This window comes from Shewanella submarina (assembly GCF_042646185.1).
Lineage (GTDB): Bacteria > Pseudomonadota > Gammaproteobacteria > Enterobacterales > Shewanellaceae > Shewanella > Shewanella corallii.
This window is the reverse complement of the sequence record NZ_JBHRTD010000012.1, coordinates 284,889-305,172: the sequence shown is the minus strand read 5'-3', so window position 1 is coordinate 305,172 and position 20,284 is coordinate 284,889. Positions and strand designations below refer to the sequence as shown.

14 protein-coding genes are annotated in these 20,284 nt (G+C 49.8%); 10 read left to right on the top strand and 4 right to left on the bottom strand.

The features are described from left to right. Positions 1-37: 37 nt before the first annotated feature. From htpG to ACFOE0_RS10275, 4 genes are all read left to right on the top strand, one after another. Positions 38-1,951 (top strand): molecular chaperone HtpG, encoded by a 1,914-nt coding sequence (htpG, locus tag ACFOE0_RS10290; protein ID WP_248935786.1) that lies wholly within the window; start codon positions 38-40, stop codon positions 1,949-1,951. Between the two features lie 92 nt (positions 1,952-2,043). Then, positions 2,044-2,892 carry a tetratricopeptide repeat protein gene (locus tag ACFOE0_RS10285; protein WP_248935785.1) on the top strand — a complete coding sequence of 283 codons (849 nt, stop codon included), beginning with the start codon at positions 2,044-2,046 and terminating at the stop codon, positions 2,890-2,892. A gap of 153 nt (positions 2,893-3,045) precedes the next feature. Continuing rightward, the gene (adk, locus tag ACFOE0_RS10280) at positions 3,046-3,690 is read left to right on the top strand and encodes an adenylate kinase (RefSeq protein ID WP_115138193.1); all 645 of its coding nucleotides are present in this window, start codon (positions 3,046-3,048) and stop codon (positions 3,688-3,690) included. Positions 3,691-3,959: 269 nt separating this feature from the next. After that, positions 3,960-5,264 carry an inosine/guanosine kinase gene (locus tag ACFOE0_RS10275; protein ID WP_248935784.1) on the top strand — a complete coding sequence of 435 codons (1,305 nt, stop codon included), beginning with the start codon at positions 3,960-3,962 and terminating at the stop codon, positions 5,262-5,264. A 65-nt stretch (positions 5,265-5,329) separates the two neighbouring features. Here ACFOE0_RS10275 and ACFOE0_RS10270 read toward each other — a convergent pair whose 3' ends face one another. After that, positions 5,330-6,646: a dicarboxylate/amino acid:cation symporter gene (locus ACFOE0_RS10270; protein WP_248935783.1), complete on the bottom strand. Its 1,317-nt coding sequence runs from the start codon at positions 6,644-6,646 to the stop codon at positions 5,330-5,332. A gap of 225 nt (positions 6,647-6,871) precedes the next feature. On the opposite strand from ACFOE0_RS10270, the gene ACFOE0_RS10265 reads away from it, so the two are divergent. After that, the gene (locus tag ACFOE0_RS10265; RefSeq protein ID WP_248935782.1) at positions 6,872-9,349 is read left to right on the top strand and encodes a hypothetical protein; all 2,478 of its coding nucleotides are present in this window, start codon (positions 6,872-6,874) and stop codon (positions 9,347-9,349) included. A 53-nt stretch (positions 9,350-9,402) separates the two neighbouring features. Here ACFOE0_RS10265 and astB read toward each other — a convergent pair whose 3' ends face one another. Then, positions 9,403-10,737, bottom strand: coding sequence for an N-succinylarginine dihydrolase (gene astB / locus ACFOE0_RS10260; RefSeq protein ID WP_248935781.1), 1,335 nt, complete (start codon positions 10,735-10,737; stop codon positions 9,403-9,405). Positions 10,738-11,119: 382 nt separating this feature from the next. On the opposite strand from astB, the gene topA reads away from it, so the two are divergent. Beyond that, a complete protein-coding gene (gene topA / locus ACFOE0_RS10255; protein WP_248935780.1) occupies positions 11,120-13,783 on the top strand; it encodes a type I DNA topoisomerase in 2,664 nt (887 codons plus the stop codon). Between the two features lie 227 nt (positions 13,784-14,010). On the opposite strand, the gene ACFOE0_RS10250 is transcribed toward topA, so the two are convergent. Further along, a complete protein-coding gene (locus ACFOE0_RS10250; protein WP_248935779.1) occupies positions 14,011-14,790 on the bottom strand; it encodes a hypothetical protein in 780 nt (259 codons plus the stop codon). Positions 14,791-15,020: 230 nt separating this feature from the next. Between ACFOE0_RS10250 and cysB the strand changes: the two genes are divergently transcribed. Then, a complete protein-coding gene (gene cysB / locus ACFOE0_RS10245; protein ID WP_248935778.1) occupies positions 15,021-15,995 on the top strand; it encodes an HTH-type transcriptional regulator CysB in 975 nt (324 codons plus the stop codon). A gap of 64 nt (positions 15,996-16,059) precedes the next feature. Here the strand turns inward: cysB and ACFOE0_RS10240 are convergent, their stop codons facing one another. After that, positions 16,060-17,436, bottom strand: coding sequence for an L-serine ammonia-lyase (locus ACFOE0_RS10240; protein WP_248935777.1), 1,377 nt, complete (start codon positions 17,434-17,436; stop codon positions 16,060-16,062). A gap of 321 nt (positions 17,437-17,757) precedes the next feature. Here ACFOE0_RS10240 and nagZ point away from each other — a divergent pair, with 321 nt between their 5' ends. The 3 genes from nagZ to ACFOE0_RS10225 all read left to right on the top strand — a co-directional run bounded on the left by nagZ (position 17,758) and on the right by ACFOE0_RS10225 (position 20,264). After that, positions 17,758-18,780 (top strand): beta-N-acetylhexosaminidase, encoded by a 1,023-nt coding sequence (gene nagZ / locus ACFOE0_RS10235; protein WP_248935776.1) that lies wholly within the window; start codon positions 17,758-17,760, stop codon positions 18,778-18,780. A gap of 11 nt (positions 18,781-18,791) precedes the next feature. Then, positions 18,792-19,334: an alpha/beta hydrolase YcfP gene (gene ycfP, locus ACFOE0_RS10230; protein WP_248935775.1), complete on the top strand. Its 543-nt coding sequence runs from the start codon at positions 18,792-18,794 to the stop codon at positions 19,332-19,334. A 654-nt stretch (positions 19,335-19,988) separates the two neighbouring features. Continuing rightward, entirely contained in the window at positions 19,989-20,264 is a 276-nt protein-coding gene (locus ACFOE0_RS10225; RefSeq protein WP_248935774.1) for an acylphosphatase, read from the top strand. The last annotated feature ends 20 nt before the right edge of the window (positions 20,265-20,284 follow it).

Below are 20,284 nucleotides of genomic sequence, written 5' to 3'. Positions count from 1 at the left end.
CAACGAAATTCATTGTGTAACAACAAGGGAAATATTCATGTCACATCAGGAAACTCATGGTTTTCAGACCGAAGTAAAACAGCTGCTGCATTTGATGATTCACTCTTTGTACTCCAACAAAGAGATCTTTTTGCGTGAGCTGGTGTCCAATGCTGCCGATGCCGCCGACAAACTGCGCTATATGGCATTGACCAATGACGCCCTGTATGAAGGTGATGGTCAGCTGCGGGTTCGCATCAGCACTGACAGCGAGAAGCGCACCATTACTATCGAAGACAATGGTATTGGTATGACCCGTGATGGTGTGATTGAGCACCTGGGTACCATTGCCAAGTCCGGTACCGCTGAATTTTTCAAAAATCTGTCCGGTGATGCGGCCCGTGACTCTCAGCTGATCGGCCAGTTTGGTGTGGGCTTCTACTCCGCCTTTATCGTAGCGGACAAGGTGACTGTACGCACCCGTGCAGCCGGTCATGGTGTTGATGAAGGGGTTAAGTGGGAGTCAGAGGGTGAGGGTAACTTCACCGTGGAAAGCATTACCAAAAACAGCCGTGGTACCGAGATTACTCTGCATTTGCGTGAAGAAGAGAAAGAGTTTGCCGATGACTGGCGTCTGCGCTCTATCATCACCAAGTATTCAGATCATATCTCGATTCCGGTAGAAATGTGGGAAGAGGGCAGCCCTGAAAGCGAAGGTCCTGATGGCGAAAAAATCCCGGCGACTGAAGGCCAGTGGAAAGCCATGAACAAGGCGACCGCATTGTGGATGCGTGCCAAGTCAGAAGTGTCTGATGAAGAGTATCAGGAGTTCTATAAGCATATCTCCCACGACTATTCCGACCCTCTGACCTGGTCTCACAACAAAGTGGAAGGCAATCAGGAATACACAAGCTTGCTGTATATCCCGGCCAAAGCCCCATGGGATATGTGGAATCGTGACCGTAAACATGGCCTGAAACTCTTTGTACAGCGCGTATTTATTATGGATGACGCAGAGCAGTTTATGCCGTCATACCTGCGTTTTGTTCAGGGCCTGATTGACTCCAATGATCTGCCACTTAACGTGTCCCGCGAGATCCTGCAGGACAACAAAGTGACCCGTACTCTGCGCAATGCATTGACCAAGCGTGTACTGAGCATGTTGGAAAAGCTGGCCAAAGATGACGCCGACAAGTACCAGCAGTTCTGGACCGAATTTGGCCAGGTGATGAAAGAAGGCCCGGCAGAAGATGCTGCCAACAAAGAACGTATTGCAGGCCTGCTGCGTTTTGCTTCTACGCACACTGAATCAGCGGCGACAACTGTCTCTCTGGACGACTATATCGGTCGCATGAAAGAGGGCCAGAAGCACATTTACTACATTGTTGCCGACAGCTACGAAGCCGCAGCCAACAGCCCACACCTTGAGCTGCTGCGCAAGAAAGGCGTAGAAGTGCTGCTGATGAGTGAGCGTATAGACGAGTGGCTGGTTAATCATCTGAGCGATTTCAAAGAGAAGCAACTGCACAGCGTGACTCAGGGCGATCTTGACCTGGGTGAGTTGGAAGATGATGCGGAAAAGCAGGAGCAGGAAAAGCTGGCCAAAGAGAGTGAATCTTTGGTGGAACGCTTTAAAACTGCGCTGGGCGAGCAGGTCAAAGAGGTTAAGGTGACAACTCGTCTGACCGACACTCCTGCCTGTGTGGTTGCCGGAGAGGGCGAAATGTCTTCCCAGATGATCAAGCTGATGCAGGCCGCAGGTCAGCAGATCCCTGAGTCCAAACCGGTATTTGAGGTGAACCCGAACCATCCTCTGGTACAACGCCTGAACGACGAACAGGATGAGCAGGCATTTGGAGATTGGGCCAACCTGATCCTGCAGCAGGCGCAGTTGTCCGAGAAAGGGAATCTGGCAGACCCATCAAGTTTTATTAAACTGATGAATAAGATGCTGGTTGCCGGCCTGAAGTAAGCTGGAATTAACGGGGCCTCTTGGCCCCGTTTTGTTGAATAAGACCGTATGGCCGAGCAAATATCGCTTGGTTACAGGGGCTGGGGAATAATATGGAAACCATTGTTAACCTTACCAAAGAGAATATTCAGGACGTCGTCAACGCCAGTATGGAAAAAGTGGTGGTGTTGGCATTCTGGGCCCAGCAACAACCTGAAAGTCTCAGTGTGACCGCCTTGCTGGAACAGATGTGTCAGGGACGCTATATCCTGGCCAAGGTGAACTGTGAAACTGAAATGGAGATAGTCTCCTATTTTCGTATTCAGTCGCTGCCTACCATTATGGTGCTGAGTAAAGGGCAGCCGGTAGATGGCGTGGTGGGACCTCAGGATGCGGCTTCGCTGACCGCTATGCTGGAAAAACACTTGCCGGCAGCCTGGGAATTGAAGCTCAACGAAGCCAGACAGATTCTGGCCGAACAGCCAGATGCGCAGGCGCTGACTAATGCCATTTCCCTGTTAATTGAGGCTCAGCAGGAAAAGCCGGGTGATGATATCAGCCTGGCGTTGGCGGATGCTTATCTGCAAAACCATGATCTGGTTGCCGCCAAGGCTCAGCTCGAATCTGTGGGTCTTGCCGGTCAGGACAGTTTTTATCAAAACCTGATGGCCAAGCTGCAATTGGCTGAAGAAGCGGCTGATACGCCGGAGATACGTGACCTGCAACAGAAATTTGAAGCGCAACCGGAAAATCTGCAGGTGAGACAGGCGTTAGCTAAAGCGCTGCACCAGGCTCGCCGCGATGAAGAAGCGCTGGAGCTGTTGTTTGAAGTGCTACAAAAAGACCTGTCGGCAGGCAATGGTGAGGTCAAGCAGGCATTTCTGGATATCCTGACCGCGATAGGGCAAGGCAACGCGCTGGCCAATCAATATCGCCGTAAGCTGTACTCATTGCTTTACTGATCTAAAGTCGGGGCAGAACTAATTCGATAAGACGATGAAATATTAAGCGAGCTTAGTCTAAGGTCTTAGTAAAACCCCTTCTATATGGCAGCTATATGTGCGAAGATCGCTGCCCGAAAACATATACGAATGCGAAACGAGAGGATTTCAGAGATGCGCATTATCCTATTGGGCGCCCCGGGTGCCGGTAAAGGAACCCAGGCTCAATTTATTATGGAGCACTTTGGTATTCCACAGATCTCCACCGGTGACATGCTGCGCGCAGCCGTGAAAGCTGGTACTCCACTGGGTCTGGAAGCCAAGAAGGTGATGGATGCAGGTCAGCTCGTATCTGACGACCTGATCATCGGTCTGGTTAAAGAGCGCATTGCCCAGGACGACTGTGCCAAGGGCTTCCTGCTGGACGGTTTCCCACGTACCATTCCACAGGCAGATGCCATGGTTGCCAACGGTATCGCCATTGATCACGTGATTGAAATCGACGTGCCAGATGAAGAGATCGTTAAGCGTATGAGCGGCCGTCGTGTTCACCCAGGTTCTGGTCGTACCTACCACGTGGTATTCAATCCACCTAAAGTGGAAGGTAAAGATGACGTGACCGGTGAAGAGCTGGTTATCCGTCCGGATGACGAAGAAGCAACTGTTCGCAAGCGTCTGGATATTTACCATGAGCAGACCAAGCCACTGGTTGACTACTATGGCAAGATGGCTGCTGAAGGTAACACCAAGTACAGCAAGTTTGATGGTACTCAGTCTGTTTCTGACGTAACCGCAGCTGTTGTAGAAGCACTGAAGTAAGTTTTACTTTGCTCAAAAAGCCCGCATTTGCGGGCTTTTTTGTATCTATGGGCTGACAAATATCATCTCTGGCCTCTGGGATAAATCACTTCTGGGTGACTGGTGCGCTGAGGATTTTGTGATAGAATCTGCGGCCTTTACGCCAGACCCCCACAGAACGGGTTGCAGATTGCAGCACAGTTCAATTCTGGCGTAAGCTAAATTTTCCAGATGGCGGCAGGAGCGAGTCGTTATCCGTAGTGCAAGGAAGCCGCAACAGAGAATGAGATATGAAGTTTCCCGGTCAGCGCAAATCCAAGCACTACTTTCCAGTCAAAACCCGTGATCCTCTGTTGGCTCAGCTGACTCAGTTACCCGAGCCTTTTACTACCTACATCAGCGGTATTGACCAGACTCTGGTTGATATTGAAGCCAAGGTAGAAGATGAACTGCTGACCCGCTATCAGTTGCCCAAGGGTAACTCTACACTCATCAATGATGAACAGGCCCATGCGCTGTATACTGAATTGCAAGCCAATGGCCTCATCAGTGATGAGTTTGCCGGTGGAACCATTGGCAATACAGTTCACAACTACTCAATTCTGGCCGACGATCGCTCTGTGCTGTTTGGCGTGATGTCAAAGAATATCGAAGTAGGCAGCTACTCCTATCGTTACCTGTGTCATACTTCATCCAAAGTTGATCTGAACTACCTGCAGCCTGTTGATGGTCCTATCGGGCGTTGTTTCACCCTGATCTCTGAGTGTGGTGAGCGTACTTTTGCCATCAGTAAAGGCGCCATGGACAAGTTGACCCCTGACTACATCAATAAAGAAGTCGTACAGGGTGGCTCAGCTTTGGTGTTAACTGCTTATCTGATGCGTGCCAGCGAAGGCGATGGCATTACCGATGCAGCCATGACAGCGATTCAGTTCGCCAAAGAGGCCGATGTGCCGGTTGTGCTGACTCTGGGTACCCGTTTCCTGATTGCTGAAGACCCGGTTTGGTGGCAAAACTTTATCTCCGAGCATGTGACTATTCTGGCCATGAACGAAGATGAAGCTGAGGCTTTGACAGGTCATAAAGACCCTCTGCTGGCCTGTGAAGCGGCGCTGGAGTGGTGCGATATGATTCTGCTGACGGCAGGCCCGGTTGGTTTGTACACGGCTGGATATGCGGATGATGCCGAAAAGCGTGAGACCTCTCATCAGCTGCTGCCAGGCTCGATCCCTGAGTTCAACCGTTACGAATTCTCCCGTCCAAAGAACAAGGCGGATTGCGAGAACCCACTGAAAGTATACGCTCACATCTCTCCATACATGGGCGGTCCTGAGCGTATCCGTAACACCAATGGTGCAGGTGATGGTGCTCTGTCTGCTTTGCTGCATGATCTTTCGGCCAATACCTTCCATAAGGCGAATGTCCCTGGTTCAAGCAAGCACAAGCGTGATGGTCTGTGTTACTCCTCATTCTCCCAGATCTGTAAGTACGCCAACCGCGTAGCTTATGAAGTGCTGGCACAGCACAGCCCACGTTTGTCCCGTGGCCTGCCGGAGCGTGAAGACAGCCTGGAAGAGAGCTACTGGGAACGTTAATACTCTTTAATTCGAGATCAGAAACAGAAAAGGCGCCAATTGGCGCCTTTTTACATTCTTAGTCTTTATCGACCGGCTTTGTGTACTTCTCTGTCAAAACTACCAGAGGTTTTGCCTGCCTGGGTGTCGTTGAATACCTGCTCGTCAAACTCGCCTTCGGACTTGGCAATCACCAGGGTTGCCACGGTATCGCCGGTGACGTTGACCGCGGTACGAACCATGTCCAGCAAACGGTCGACGCCTATGATAAGTGCAATACCTTCAACCGGCAGACCCACCTGATTCAATACCATGGCCAGCATAATCAGACCTACACCCGGCACACCTGCAGTCCCTATGGATGCAAGGGTTGCTGTGACGACGACAGTCACATAATCAGTGATGGACAGGTCAATGCCATACACCTGAGCGATGAATACGGTTGCCACGCCTTGCATAATCGCGGTGCCATCCATATTGATGGTGGCGCCAAGGGGCAGGGTGAAAGAGGCCACTTTATTGTCTGCACCCAATCTGTGTTCTGCCGTTTCGATGGTTACAGGCAGGGTGGCGTTAGAGCTGGCAGTGGAGAAGGCGAACAGCTGAACATCGCGCATCTTGCGGATAAAGGTGAAGGGGCTTAAGCCGGAGAACAGCTTAAGCAGCACCGGATACACAACAAATCCATGCAGCAGCAATACGCCCAGAACCACAAAGAAGTACTTAACGACACTGCCAAAGGTTTCAGTGCCCAAAGACAGCGCCAGTTTACCCATGAGGGCAAAGACGCCGTATGGAGCCAGCTGCATCACCAGAGTGACCACTCGCATAATCACTTCATTCAGGTCTTCAAACAGCGCAGCCACACGCTTGCCACGTTCGCCGATATGGGCAATGGCAAAGCCGAAAATCACGGCAAACAGGATGATCTGCAGCATGTTACCTTCGGTCATGGCTTTGACCGGGTTGGAAGGCACTATGTTGATCAATACATTGGCCAGGCTTGGAGCTTCTTTGGCGACATACTCCATGCTCTGGGAAGCCAGCGACGCACTGCCGGGGTGAATGGCGACGGCGGTAAGAATGGCAACAGTCAGCGCTATCGCTGTAGTGAACAGGTAGAACGCTAACGTTTTACCACCGAGGCGTCCAAGTTTTGATGGTTCGCTCAGTGAGCAGGTTCCACATACCAGAGAAACAAACACCAAAGGCACGACCAGCATTTTTAAACTGGCAATAAAGATGGTACCAACAATATGCAGTACGCCCTCGGTAATATAGTCCTGAACAAATTCACTGCCAGGAAATAGGTTGCGCAAAATCAGGCCGAGTAAAATACCGGCACCCATACCGATTAATATCTTACTGGTTAATCCAAATTTGCTGTTTTCAGTCGCACTCATAGCACTTCCTGTATATTTATTATGCGTTTCTTATATTTATGTAAGCGGATAGAGACTAGCAGGAAACGCCGCAACAGGAAATGTCTGTTTGTGGTGAAAACCTATGAATTAATGAAACGTAAGTTGTTATATACATGGATCTGTTGGGTGAAAATTGTGTAGAGTTAGCCTATAAGTAAAAAAGCTGTGGCTTGGATATTATTTTTGAACGACAGGGAGTCTGACATGAAGTCAGCGTTTAACGTCTTTCTGGCTGGTTTGGCCAGCCTGGTTTTGGTCGCATGTAGTGGCGGGGGAAGTATTTCAGAGGATGGTGGCGGAGGCGGCACCACGCCACCCGATCCAACAATTGAAGTTTCACTGGCAATTTCCAACACCGATATAACGGCAGCTGCGCCGGCAACCCTGACTGCGACCGTTGCAGATTCCACCGGGGCTGTGAAAGCTGGCGAGCTGGTGACTTTCAACCTTAATGATGCCCAAATGGGGACATTTGACCCAGCCGTGGGGACTGCGCTTACCGATAGTAGTGGTGTTGCCACAATTCTTCTCAGAACGGCTTCAGTAGAGGGGGCTGGTTCTGTCAGCGGTTCTATCAGTACAGGTGAGAGCGACACCATAGGTTTTAATATGGCCGGTGATGGAGGTGATGCCACTGGCGGTGCTCAGGTGGTGTTGAATCTCACAGATTCAAACGGCAACCTCATTGAATCAATCAATTCAATTACTCCCGGTAAGCTGACAGCTCAGGTCACCGGTATCAGCAAGCCCGTTATCGTGACCTTTTCTACTACTAAAGGTGAGTTGCCAATTGATACAGCGGTTACCCGTGACGGCGTAGCGACAGTCGATATTTACGCAGGAAATAGCCTGGGAGCAGGAACAGTCTCGGCAGAGTTGTCTTCCGGCGAAAAAGGTGAGGCCATTGTCGTTATCGGTGCCACTAATGTGCTGATGGGCAGTGGTGAGCCATTTGAGTCAGGTAAGGCAGCGGTAAGTATCGGAACTTTGTCTGCTGGTGGAACTGCGACTGTGACAGTGCTGATTCAGGATGAGGAAGGTAATCCTTTCAATCAACCCGTCGAAGTAAATTTTGCCTCCACATGCAGTAGTGCAAGCACCCCAAAAGCTGAAATTAGCTCTCCGGTTGTCGCTGTCAATGGTGTCGCAACCAGTACTTACCTGGCTAAAGGATGCCAGGGGGAAGACCCAATTAATGTAACAGCCAATGCCGGGGGGCAAAACCTTTCTGCAACAGGTGCCATCACAGTGCTTTCGGCTGACGTAGGCAGCATTGTGTTTCAATCAGCGGAGCCTGAATTAATCGGGATTCTTGGCACCGGCTCTGATGAATCTTCAATTGTTAAGTTTAAAGTGCTTGATACCAATGGTAACCCAGTCAGCAATAAACTGGTGGATTTCAGTCTGAATACCAATGTTGGTGGGATAGTATTGAATCCAACTTCTGCAACGACTAATGAATTGGGGGTTGTTCAGACAGTGGTTAACAGCGGTACTGTCTCAACTTCTGTCCGGGTGACCGCAGTGGTTAATGGTAGCGATCCAGTTATCTCCAGTCAGTCCAGTCAATTGGTGGTTTCAACCGGTATTGCAGATCAGGACAGTTTTTCCTTGTCAGCAGAGATATTGAACGCTGAAGGTTGGACAACTGACGGGGTTGAGGTGCTCGTTACTGCCAGACTGGCAGATGCCTTCAATAACCCGGTGCGTGATGGTACAGCGGTGAACTTTATTACTGAAGGCGGCGATATTGAGGATTCATGTACTACCTTGAATGGCGCCTGTAGTGTGCGCTGGGAAAGCCAGCAGCCTCGTCCTGAAGGACACTTTTTTGGTGATGGCCATACTTATCACGGTCACGAGCCTCAGGTGATTCCCTTCATGGGACAACCTTTTGGCGGACGTGCAACCGTGTCTGCTTACGCTATTGGTGAAGAGTCGTTTCCCGATTCTAATGGTAATGGCCGTTTTGATGCAGAGGAATATGACCAGTTTCTGAATGGCAAAAACATCAGTGGTGAACCTTACGATCTTGCTGATGCTTATGAAGATTTCAATGAGGATGGCTTGTTTAATCCACAACAGGGGTACGGTAATACTTATAGTTGTGCGACCACGGACGGTGACCCTGCAAACGATAATTCAAGGTGTCTAGCCAGTGGTGACAATGAAGAACTGATCGACTTTGATTCCGACGGGCTGTTTGATGTTCCTGATGCTGTATACAACGGTGTATTGTGCAGTGCTCCTGCTCATGATGGTTGTGCAGATGGAGTTAATGAAGAAAAGTCATTGTATGTGCGTGGCAGTTTAGTCATTGTGATGTCAGGAAGTTCGGCTTATGGCAACATTACTGAAGTGGTCGATAGTGATGGCAATGATAACGGTGACGGAACCATGACCATAGTTGGCAAGAGTACTGGTCGAGTTTCAGTGATTATTTCAGATTTACATAATCAACAGATGCCTGCTGGCAGTACAGTGACTTTCACCGCTACTGCCGGTTCTGTTGCCAGTTCCAGTACATTTGAGTGGCCTTCAAGCAATCACAATGGAGGAAGCTCATTCTCGGCTATTGTGAAAGGTGAGGATCAGCCTAACGCTGGCTCCCTAATCATAGAAGTGGAAACGCCGCTTGGCTTAAAGACGATAGTGGCGACGATTCCTATTAACATTATCTAGTCATGAGTTACAAAAAAGGCGCCATCTGGCGCCTTTTTTATATTCGCAGTCGCTTATTTCTGGAAGCGATACACGCTGCCCAGCTTCATAATCTGAGTTAGTTCATCCAGCGCGGTGCGGGATTCAATCAGCAGTTGAGGATCTGCAAGATCTGCATTGGACAGCTCGTCACGATAATGCTTATCGACCCAGGTGTTCAGAGAGGTGAATAGCTCGTCTGTGAGCAATGCTCCCGGATTAACGGCGGCCAGTTCCTGCTCATTCATTGCAACCCGCAGGCGCAGACAGGCAGGGCCACCGCCATTTTGCATACTCTGCTTAACATCAAAGTACTTAACTTCTTTAATCGGAGTACCCAGTGTCACCAGTTCCTGTAGATAAGCATGTACTGCAGGATTCTCCTGACAGTCGGTAGGCGCAACAATGGCCATCTCTCCACTGGGAAGTGTAATGATCTGAGTGTTGAACAGGTAGCTTTTCACTGCGTCCAGAATACCGACCTGGGCAGTAGGTACTTTTACAAAGTGAATATCACCGTCCAGTTTGCGGCGAATTTCATCGAACGCGCTTTCGGTATTGAGGAATGCCTGCTCATGATAAAAGAGTACATTCTGGTTACCCACTGAGATCACATCGTTATGGAACACCCCCTGGTCAATGACATCGGGGTTTTGCTGCATAAATACTGTGGTGCTCTCATCCAGGCCATGCAGGCGGGCAACTGCCTGTGAGGCTTCCAGGGTTTGTCTGGCGGGGAAGCGTTTTGGTTTTATGGCATCCGGGTTTGTTGCATGTTGTCCGTAAACGAACAGTTCCAGTCCTTTATCACCATAGGCCTGACACAGGCGGGTATGATTAGCTGCGCCTTCGTCGCCGAAGCTGGCGTGCTCAGGCAAATGCTGGTGATGACTGAAGTACTGCTCATTGTTGAATATCGCTTTAAGAATATTTCCGGTGGTTTCCGGCTCAATGCTGCGATGCAGTTTGTCCACCAGATTGGCTGGTGTGAAGTGTAATTTGCCATCAGCTGTGTCGGCGCTGGGAGAGATTGTAGCGGCGTTGGCGGTCCACATGCTCGATGCACTGCAACAGGCATTGAGCAGGGCAGGAGCTTGCTTATAGGCCTGTTCCAGCACCTGCGCGTCACTGCCACTGAATCCAATACGTCTTAGTGTATAGATATCCGGGCGTTCCTGAGGTGCCAACATTCCCTGCACCATACCCAAATCAGCCAGAGCCTTGGCTTTTTTTAATCCTTGTTTGGCGGCAGCTTTAGGGTTTGATTTTTGTGCTGCATTATTTAAAGAAGCGACGTTGCCGAAAGACAGTCCTGCATAATTGTGGGTAGGTCCAACAAGCCCGTCGAAGTTTGCTTCAAATTGCTTCATTGTCTTTCCTTGTAGGGTTAAGTTTTATTGTTTTAAGGGGACTGCCCCTGGCTGCAACAGCGCTAAAATTCCTGTTATGACGCTATTCACGGGGCGAAATATTGGCCTCAGTATACTGGAGCCAAGAGGCTTAACAAGTCAGTGGATGGACAGAGAACTTGCATCTACACAGTGATTTGCATAAGTATGGGGGTATCTGTGGTAAAACATGAAAGAATAGTTTTTAATTACGCAATATTATTTTTTACATTTTTTTCATGCTTGATTAAAAAGTGAGTCGCTGGCGCATTTAAAGAGGCCTCAGACTTGAAACTCGTCTGACAACCCTCTATATATGGAGCCATTTTCCACCTTCCTGAGACTTTTTGGCGCAAATCACACTATGGGTAAATCGCTAGTTATCGTCGAATCGCCGGCCAAAGCCAAGACGATTAATAAGTATCTTGGTAAAGACTTCATTGTTAAATCCAGTGTGGGCCACATACGTGACCTGCCAACTTCTTCCTCCTCTGAAGGAAAGACCGCGTCCAAATCTCCAGCTGAAGTTCGCAAGATGTCTGCCGAAGAGAAGGCCATCTACAAGAAACAGAAAGAGAAACAATCCCTGGTGGCCCGCATGGGGGTCGACCCGGAACATGGCTGGCAAGCCAACTATCAGGTTCTGCCAGGCAAGGAAAAGGTGGTTAAAGAACTGCAAACTCTGGCTAACTCCGCTGACCAGATCTATCTGGCAACGGATTTGGACCGTGAAGGGGAAGCTATTGCCTGGCACCTGCAAGAGGTGATCGGCGGCGAACCTTCACGGTATAAGCGAGTTGTGTTCAACGAAATTACCAAAACAGCAATTCAGGAGGCGTTCAGCCATCCTTCTGAGCTGAACACTAACATGGTTAATGCTCAGCAAGCCCGTCGATTCCTCGACCGGGTTGTTGGCTTTATGGTGTCGCCACTGCTGTGGAAGAAAGTCGCCCGAGGTTTGTCTGCCGGTCGCGTTCAGTCTGTGGCTGTGCGTTTGGTGGTTGAGCGCGAAGGGGAAATTAAAGCTTTTGTTCCCGAAGAGTTCTGGGATGTTCATGCCGACTTGCTGACCCAAGGCCAGGCTAACCTGCGAATGGAAGTGGTTAAGTATCTGGGCAAAGCCTTTGAGCCCAGGAACAAGGCTGAAGCTGAAGCCGCGGTTGCTGTGCTCAATAACGCTCAATACAAGATTGTTGAGCGTGAAGACAAAGCGACTTCCAGCAAGCCATCTGCACCATTTATTACGTCAACTCTGCAGCAAGCGGCCAGTACCCGTTTGGGCTTTGGGGTGAAAAAGACCATGATGTTGGCCCAGCGTCTCTACGAAGCCGGTCACATCACTTATATGCGTACCGACTCCACCAATCTGAGTAAAGAAGCTGTCGACAGCGTTCGTGAATTGATTGGTAAAGATTTTGGTGACGCTTATCTGCCTGATTCGCCAATTCGTTATGGCAGCAAAGAGGGCGCTCAGGAGGCACACGAAGCGATTCGTCCTTCCAATGTGAAGTTGGAAGCTGCCTTTATGAACGACATGGAGCGTGACGCTCAGCGCCTGTATGAGCTTATCTGGCGTCAGTTTGTGGCCTGTCAGATGACGCCAGCCCGTTATGACGCGACTCGTCTGACTGTGGCTGCCGGTGATTACACCTTGCGTGCCAACGGCCGTACGCTGCGTTTTGACGGTTGGACCCGGGTTCAGCCAGCACTGAAAAAGAAAAACGAAGAAGACAACACCTTGCCGGTGGTTGAAGTCGGCGAAGGTTTGTCTCTGCAGGGACTGGATCCCAAGCAGCACTTTACCAAACCGCCTGCGCGTTTCAGTGAAGCCTCGCTGGTTAAAGAGCTGGAGAAGCGTGGTATTGGTCGTCCATCCACCTATGCAACCATTATCTCTACCATTCAGGATAGAGGTTACGTCAAGGTAGAGAACCGTCGCTTCTATGCCGAGAAGATGGGTGAGATTGTCAGCGAGCGTTTGGAGCAATCCTTCAAAGAGCTGATGAGTTACGATTTCACCGCGGGTATGGAGCAGACGCTGGACGATGTCGCCAAGGGCGGCAAACAGTGGAAGCAGGTGCTGGATGGTTTCTATCAGGATTTTGTCGGCCAGTTGGAAAAGGCAGAGCAGGAGCCTGATGAAGGCGGAATGAAGCCTAACCAGATGGTACTGACAGATATCAGCTGTCCTACCTGTGGTCGTCCTATGGGTATTCGTACCGGTACCACAGGGGTATTCCTGGGGTGTAGCGGCTATGCTCTGCCACCAAAAGAGCGCTGTAAGACCACAATGAACCTGACACCTGGCGAAGAGGCTGTGAGTCAGCTCAGCGAAGATGCTGAAACCGAAGCGCTGCGTGCCAAACATCGTTGTGGTATTTGTGGTACTGCCATGGACTCTTATCTGATTGACGAGTCCCGTAAGCTGCATGTCTGTGGTAACAACCCAAGTTGTTCCGGCTATGAAGTGGAATCGGGTCAGTTCAAGATCAAGGGCTATGAAGGTCCCCTTATTGAGTGTGATCGCTGTGGCTCAGATATGGAGCTCAAGAACGGTCGCTTCGGTAAGTACTTTGGCTGTACCAACAGCGAATGTAAGAACACCCGTAAGCTCCTGAAAAATGGTGAAGTGGCACCGCCGAAAGAGGACCCTATCCATCTTCCGGAGCTGAAGTGCAGCAAGTCTGACGCTTACTTTGTGCTCAGAGATGGAGCAGCCGGTATCTTCCTGGCGGCCAGCACTTTCCCTAAATCACGGGAAACCCGTGCGCCATTGATTGAAGAGCTGGTGACTTACCGCGACCAGTTGTGGCCAAAATATCAGTATCTGGCGGATGCTCCGGTTAAAGACCATGAGGGCAATCCAACGATAGTGAAATTCAGTCGCAAGACCAAAGAGCAGTATGTGGCCAGTGAAGTTAACGGCAAAGCAACTGGATGGGTGGCGAAATTCGTCGATGGCAAGTGGGTTGAAGAGATCCCTGCCAAGAAAAAGGCACCTGCCAAGGCGAAAGCCAAGGCCAAGTAAGCCAGATTTTATAAAGTACTAAAAGAACCCGGCTCAGGCCGGGTTCTTTGTTTTTGGTTGATACCGCAATATAGGGCTGGTGGTTAGCTTTGGCCTGAAGCGAATTCACGACGCTTGTTATAAAAACAGTGATAGACGGTTTTGCGTGGGAGAACTGCTTCTCCCAACGCAATGATGGCGAAACAAAAAAGGAGCCCTGAGGCTCCTTTGTGAGTTCACGTGGCTGGTTACCACTTCTTTTTCTGCTGAAACAGCACATCGAGATCGTCTTCTGACTTCTCTTTGGCCTGTGGGGCCGGATCGTCACGCTTCTGAGCGCCCATCACCTCATCCAACAACATTTTAGCTTCGTCGGCTTTCTTGCTGATAAATGGGTCATTGGGAGACTGGGCTTTCAGGGCATTCAGGGTGGTCAGTGCCTTGGTCACCATCTGCTTGGCGCTGCCATACTGCTTAATACCAACGGCACTGCGGGCACGGTTCAGCATGGAATCCACATTGATCCGCAGTTGCAGGTTATCAATACGCTTCTCTTCCTGAGAAAACACATTGGGGTCAACCCGGCCTTTATTATTTTCTGCCCGTAATATTGCCTTCAATTTCTTCAGCGACTGAACCAGCAGCAGTATCTGTTTGTCGTTGTCCGGCAGGCGGAAATTCTCCAGCGGTGGTGCTGCGGCTGCATTTTTGGCAAGGTTTTCGATTTGGGCTGCCAGATCTTTCTGGCGACGTTCATATTCACCCTTCTGCTTATCATTGGCACAGGCCACAGCAGCGATAAGGGCATCATTCATACGCCGGTATAGCACCAGAATAATCTGATTGGAGCAGGGCAGCATAGCAGAGTTGGACAGTATGGTTTCCGTCTCTTCGAGAATCGCCCTTTGACGGATCAATTCGTTACGACGATCTGTCTCCATGCGGTCTTTTTGCTGCTGAATAATGTTTATCCCAATGACCAGCAGGAGTAGCGCACCTATGAGTGCGAGAACCAAGTAAAAAATCATAGGTTATCCAGAGTTTGCGTAATTGTGCCAATGCTACAATAAATCAATAATCTAGCATAGTTATCTTAGTCTAAGCCTGCCAACTTGTCCCATTTGTGTGCAGCTCTTGTTTCTTTATTCCAGTTTGATTTAATATTTCACGTGTACTATAACCAGTAATTATAGATGCCTATCCCAATTTCACCTGTAAGGCAGGATGTTTATACAGGCCGGAGCTCAAAGGAAAGACTATGAAGCTGCAACAACTCAGGTATATTGCCGAGGTCGTGAACCACAACCTCAATGTCTCGGCTACCGCGGAGAACCTTTACACCTCACAGCCGGGGATCAGCAAACAGGTACGCATGCTGGAAGATGAGTTGGGAATTCAGATTTTTGGTCGCAGCGGCAAACATTTAACTCATGTGACTCCTGCTGGAGAGCAGGTCATTGCCATTGCCAATGATATCCTTGGCAAGGTAGACAGCATCAAGCGCGTGGCGGAAGAGTACACCCGCCCGGATCAGGGTGAGCTGAATATTGCGACCACGGATACCCAGGCCAGATACGCATTGCCACCTATCATCCGTCAATTTATTGAGCGCTACCCCAAGGTCAATTTGCATATGCATCAGGGGACACCATCCCAGATCAGTGAGTTAGCTGCGAGGGGGGATGCTGATTTTGCTATTGCGACTGAGGCTATGCATCTATACAGCGACCTGATCATGTTGCCCTGTTATCACTGGAATCGCAGCATAGTGGTTCCCAAAGATCACCCGCTGGCCAATGTCAGTCACTTAACCATAGAAGATCTCGCTCGCTTCCCTCTGGTGACCTATGTGTTCGGTTTTGATAAAGCATCAGAGATTGAGCGAGCCTTTAATCGGGCAGGACTCGAGCCCAGAGTGGTGTTCAGTGCAACCAGTGCGGAAGTACTTAAAACCTATGTGCGTTTGGGGCTTGGGGTTGGTGTTATTGCTACTATGGCTATCGACAAGCAGCTGGACAGTGACCTGACAGTGATTGATGCCAGCCATCTGTTCAATTACAGCACCACTAAAATCGGTTTCCGCAAAGGCAGTTTCCTGCGCAGTTATATGTATGACTTTATGGAACGTTTCGCCCCACACTTGACCCGCGATGTGGTGGAAAAAGCCGTAGCGCTGCGTGATCCACAGGCGATTGAAAAACTGTTTGCAGACTTTGATCTGCCGGTGCGTTGATGCACCTAGGTTAAATAAAAAAATCCCACGGTCGCGGGATTTTTTATTTCTGCTTATCGTGGAATCAGCATTCCACGATATTCACTGCCAGGCCACCCTTGGCGGTTTCCTTGTACTTGGAGCGCATATCTTTGCCTGTATCCATCATGGTCTTGATCACCTTGTCGAGTGATACTTTGTGGTGACCATCACCTCTGAGGGCCATACGTGAAGCATTAATGGCTTTAACTGCACCCATGGCGTTACGTTCGATACAGGGAACCTGCACCAGGCCGCCAACCGGATCACAGGTCAGGCCAAGGTTGTGCTCCATCCCGATCTCTGCCGCATTCTCCACCTGTACAACTGTGCCACCCATAATCTCAGTAAGACCTGCGGCAGCCATAGAGCAGGCCACACCGACTTCACCCTGACAGCCTACTTCTGCACCCGAAATTGACGCGTTCTTCTTGTACAGAATGCCGATAGCGGCCGCTGTCAGCAAAAAACGGGCACAGATATCTTCATCAACCGGCTGTACAAAGGTGTGGTAGTAGCAAAGTACGGCGGGAATAATACCGGCGGCACCATTGGTCGGTGCAGTGACAACCCGGTCACCGGCGGCGTTCTGCTCATTGACCGACAGGGCAAACAGGTCGACCCAATCCATCGCATTGAGTGGGTCTACGTTATTTTTACCTTCGGCTTTCAACCTGCGGTAAAGTCCCGGGGCGCGGCGTCTGAGCTTCAGGCCTCCAGGCAACAACCCCTCTCTGAGGTAACCCCGCTCAATGCAGGATTTCATGGTTTCCCAAATACGCCAAAGCCCGGCGTTAATCTCCTCATCAGAGGCAACTGCTCGCTCGTTGGCCATCATCAAAGATGAAATGCTCAGGCCATTTTCATTGCACAGGTTGAGCAGTTGCGCCGCGGAGTCAAAGTCATAGGGGGCGGCTGTGATGGGAGTAGCGGGAGAGGCATCTTTGGCTTGAATCTCATCTTCATCCAGTACAAAACCGCCGCCAACTGAGTAGTAGGTACGCTCATACAATAATTCGCCGTCCTTGTAGGCGTAGAGTGTCATGGCGTTGGCGTGAGCGGGCAGAGACTTGCGTCTGTGATAGGTAATGCCGTTTTCCCGGGTAAATTTCACGATATGACCACCGGTCACTACCATCTGCTGCTCTTTTTCGACCCGTAATAATGTGGCATCAACACTATCTGTATCAACGGTTTCAGGGTCTTCACCCATTAAGCCCAGGATCACAGCTTTACCTGTGCCGTGTCCTTTGCCTGTTTGACCCAGAGAGCCAAAGAGTTCTGAGCGCAACTCATCGGTTTGGGCAAGTAATCCTTTCTCCTGGAGAATATCGACAAAGACCTTGGCCGCTTTCATGGGGCCTACGGTGTGGGAGCTGGAAGGGCCTATGCCGATCTTGAACATATCAAAAACACTAATCATGAGACTCGCCTTGTTTTGTTGCTTCGGTGAAAGGTCGCTGTATGTCAGATGAATGTTTGGACTAAAGCTGACCTAACTGAACTGTATCACTCGCGCTGCCCGGCGCTTCGGGTTACTCTTGGGCTGAAATGCACCGTGGGACAGGCATTGTGTTATTCAATGTGAACCGTGAGTTGTCAGTATCCCACAAGTTTTACCGTTTTTTAGCATTAGATTTTTTGATGAGCCAAGTCAGATAAGCTTATCCGGGAAAAGCATTTTTTCACTATCGCTTATTTTAATCCCAAGGTTTGTTGATATTGGCCTGTAACAGGGGAATGGATGAGTTACCTGATGATGGATGTTGCCGGCCTGAGCGTCGGTGAAACCGAAGTGCCTCAACTGCAGCATGAGGCGGTTGGCGGCGTGATACTCTTTAGCCGCAATTTTGAAAGCCGGCAACAGTTGTGTGAACTGGTCGCGCAGATCCGTGCGGCGAACAAAGAGTTACTGATCGCTGTGGATCATGAAGGTGGTCGGGTTCAACGTTTCAAAGAGGGTTTTACTGAAATTCCTGCCATGGGTGATATTCTTGCCGCCGCCCGGGGCGATATGGAGCTGGCCTGTCAGTGGGCCGGAGACCTGGCGTTTGTTATGGCGGTTGAATTAATGGCCTGTGATATCGACTTAAGCTTCGCGCCCGTGCTGGATCTAAACGGTATCAGTGAAGTGATAGGCAAGCGTAGTTTCAGCTCAAAGCCTGAAGAAGTCACACAGCTTGCCAGAGCCTGGATCAAAGGGATGCGCTCTGCGGGGATGGCCAGTGTGGGTAAACACTTCCCGGGTCATGGCAGCGTGCAGGCTGACTCCCACGTTGCCATGCCGGTTGATGACAGACCGCTTGCCGATATCCGCGCCAAAGATATGCCGCCATTCGTGACCCTGTGTGGTGAACAAATGCTGGATGGCATGATGCCCGCCCATGTGGTCTATAGTAAGGTCGATCCCAACCCTGCCGGTTTCTCCCGTTTTTGGCTGCAGGAAATCCTGAGGACAGAACTTAAGTTTGATGGGGTGATCTTCTCCGATGATTTGGGTATGCATGGGGCTTCCTTTGCCGGAGGATTCCGCCAGAGAGCAAAAGCGGCGCTGGATGCAGGTTGTGACATGATTCTGCTGTGCAATAACCCTGATGGCGTATCCGAAGTATTGGAGGATTTTCCCTGGCCGGAGCAGGCCTCAATAAGGCCCGCCAATCGTTTGAAAGCCAATGCGATGGATGCAATCAAAGCTCTTGATAATGAAGCCCGCTGGCAGCGGGGAAGGGAGCTTGCCAAATTGATTAATGATTTTTCTCGTCAGTAACAGGAGGAATAATGATCCTTTATCTGCATGGATATGATGCTACCAGTCCCGGGAATCATGACAAAATTCGCCAGCTTACTTTTATTGATGATGACGTCAGGCTGGTCAGTTACAGTACTCAGCACCCAAGACATGATATGCAGCACCTGCTTAATGAGGTGGACAAGCAACTGAAGCTGAGTGACGACCCAAATCCCATTATGATTGGGGTTGGTTTAGGGGCCTATTGGTGTGAGCGTATCGGATTTTTGTCAGGGCTTCGCAGTGTATTGATCAACCCCAATCTCTGGCCTGAGCAAAATATGCTGGGCAAGATAGACAGACCTGAAGAGTACGCAGATATTGCCAGTAAGTGTGTCAGCCAGTTCAGAGATAAAAATCGTGGCAAGAGCCTGGTGATACTGTCACGCAAGGATGAAGTCTTCGATCAAAAACCGATCTCAGATGCTCTTGGGGAGTTTTACGAGGTTATCTGGGATGAGGAGCAGCTGCATAAGTTTCCCTCTTTGGGACCCCATCTTATGGCGATAAAAGCCTTCCGGGATTTGACCTGATACTGACCGAAAACGGCCCGAAGAAACAGACAATGCCACTCGCTTATCGCCAGTGGCATTTTTACATTTGCTTAACCGGATAAAACCTGTTGATGGCAAGGGAAACGGTTCCTTTTCCCCTGCTATAAGATGGTCAATTAACAATCTGTCAGGGTGATTGTTTATATTGTGAGACAGCCCCACCCATTATTTTCAGTCATTTTTAAGCCACTCCAGAAAGCATATTAACTGCTTAAAAAATCGCCGCTTGAGCCGGGCTGAGCGCATATTGGCAGAACAAGTCATGATATTAATTTTAAATTTTTCTGTTCGTTAAATAGCCGGATTGTTTGCTGCAGGCGACAACACTTCCTCAAATTATCAAAGCCTTATGTATTTCAACTTACTGCCGCAAGATCTTTGTGTGGAATATTGTGCTGATAAAGGGTTAATAAAACGTGTAAATGCACTAAAAAATGGTTGCGGATTTTTATAATCTCTGTAGAGTGACGACCGTCAGAGCCGTGTTACATCCTGATGCGGATGTTGCCGGTTTTGATGTAGTTTGCGTATGTCGCCCGATAACAGCTAGCAGCAGTTTCGCTAGCTGTTTTTTTTGCCTGTTTCCCAACCTTGGTATATGTTTCCGTTAACACTGTGTTGCAGGAGTCTGCAATGAAAAGGGTTCGGATAAAGGTTATCGGCAAGGTGCAGGGCGTGTGTTTTCGTCGCTATACCCTGGAAAAAGCCAATGAGCTGAGGTTGACCGGGTACGTGGGTAACCGGGATGATGGCAGCGTCGAGATTCTGGTGCAGGGGGGCGATGGTGCGGTGGCTCAGCTGATTGACTGGTGCCATCAGGGAGCGCCGGCGGCAGAAGTCGAGCAGGTTCTGGTTGATGAAGATCAGGACAATGATATCTATCTGGATTTTTCAATCATTGCACTTTAGGTTCCTCTCTTTTGGCTGGC

Excerpts from the sequence above, each read along its gene's own strand:
- htpG (WP_248935786.1), top strand. The coding sequence starts at position 38 with ATGTCACATCAGGAAACTCATGGTTTTCAGACCGAAGTAAAACAGCTG.
- ACFOE0_RS10285 (WP_248935785.1), top strand. The coding sequence starts at position 2,044 with ATGGAAACCATTGTTAACCTTACCAAAGAGAATATTCAGGACGTCGTC.
- adk (WP_115138193.1), top strand. The coding sequence starts at position 3,046 with ATGCGCATTATCCTATTGGGCGCCCCGGGTGCCGGTAAAGGAACCCAG.
- ACFOE0_RS10275 (WP_248935784.1), top strand. The coding sequence starts at position 3,960 with ATGAAGTTTCCCGGTCAGCGCAAATCCAAGCACTACTTTCCAGTCAAA.
- ACFOE0_RS10270 (WP_248935783.1), bottom strand. The coding sequence starts at position 6,646 with ATGAGTGCGACTGAAAACAGCAAATTTGGATTAACCAGTAAGATATTA.
- ACFOE0_RS10265 (WP_248935782.1), top strand. The coding sequence starts at position 6,872 with ATGAAGTCAGCGTTTAACGTCTTTCTGGCTGGTTTGGCCAGCCTGGTT.
- astB (WP_248935781.1), bottom strand. The coding sequence starts at position 10,737 with ATGAAGCAATTTGAAGCAAACTTCGACGGGCTTGTTGGACCTACCCAC.
- topA (WP_248935780.1), top strand. The coding sequence starts at position 11,120 with ATGGGTAAATCGCTAGTTATCGTCGAATCGCCGGCCAAAGCCAAGACG.
- ACFOE0_RS10250 (WP_248935779.1), bottom strand. The coding sequence starts at position 14,790 with ATGATTTTTTACTTGGTTCTCGCACTCATAGGTGCGCTACTCCTGCTG.
- cysB (WP_248935778.1), top strand. The coding sequence starts at position 15,021 with ATGAAGCTGCAACAACTCAGGTATATTGCCGAGGTCGTGAACCACAAC.
- ACFOE0_RS10240 (WP_248935777.1), bottom strand. The coding sequence starts at position 17,436 with ATGATTAGTGTTTTTGATATGTTCAAGATCGGCATAGGCCCTTCCAGC.
- nagZ (WP_248935776.1), top strand. The coding sequence starts at position 17,758 with ATGAGTTACCTGATGATGGATGTTGCCGGCCTGAGCGTCGGTGAAACC.
- ycfP (WP_248935775.1), top strand. The coding sequence starts at position 18,792 with ATGATCCTTTATCTGCATGGATATGATGCTACCAGTCCCGGGAATCAT.
- ACFOE0_RS10225 (WP_248935774.1), top strand. The coding sequence starts at position 19,989 with ATGAAAAGGGTTCGGATAAAGGTTATCGGCAAGGTGCAGGGCGTGTGT.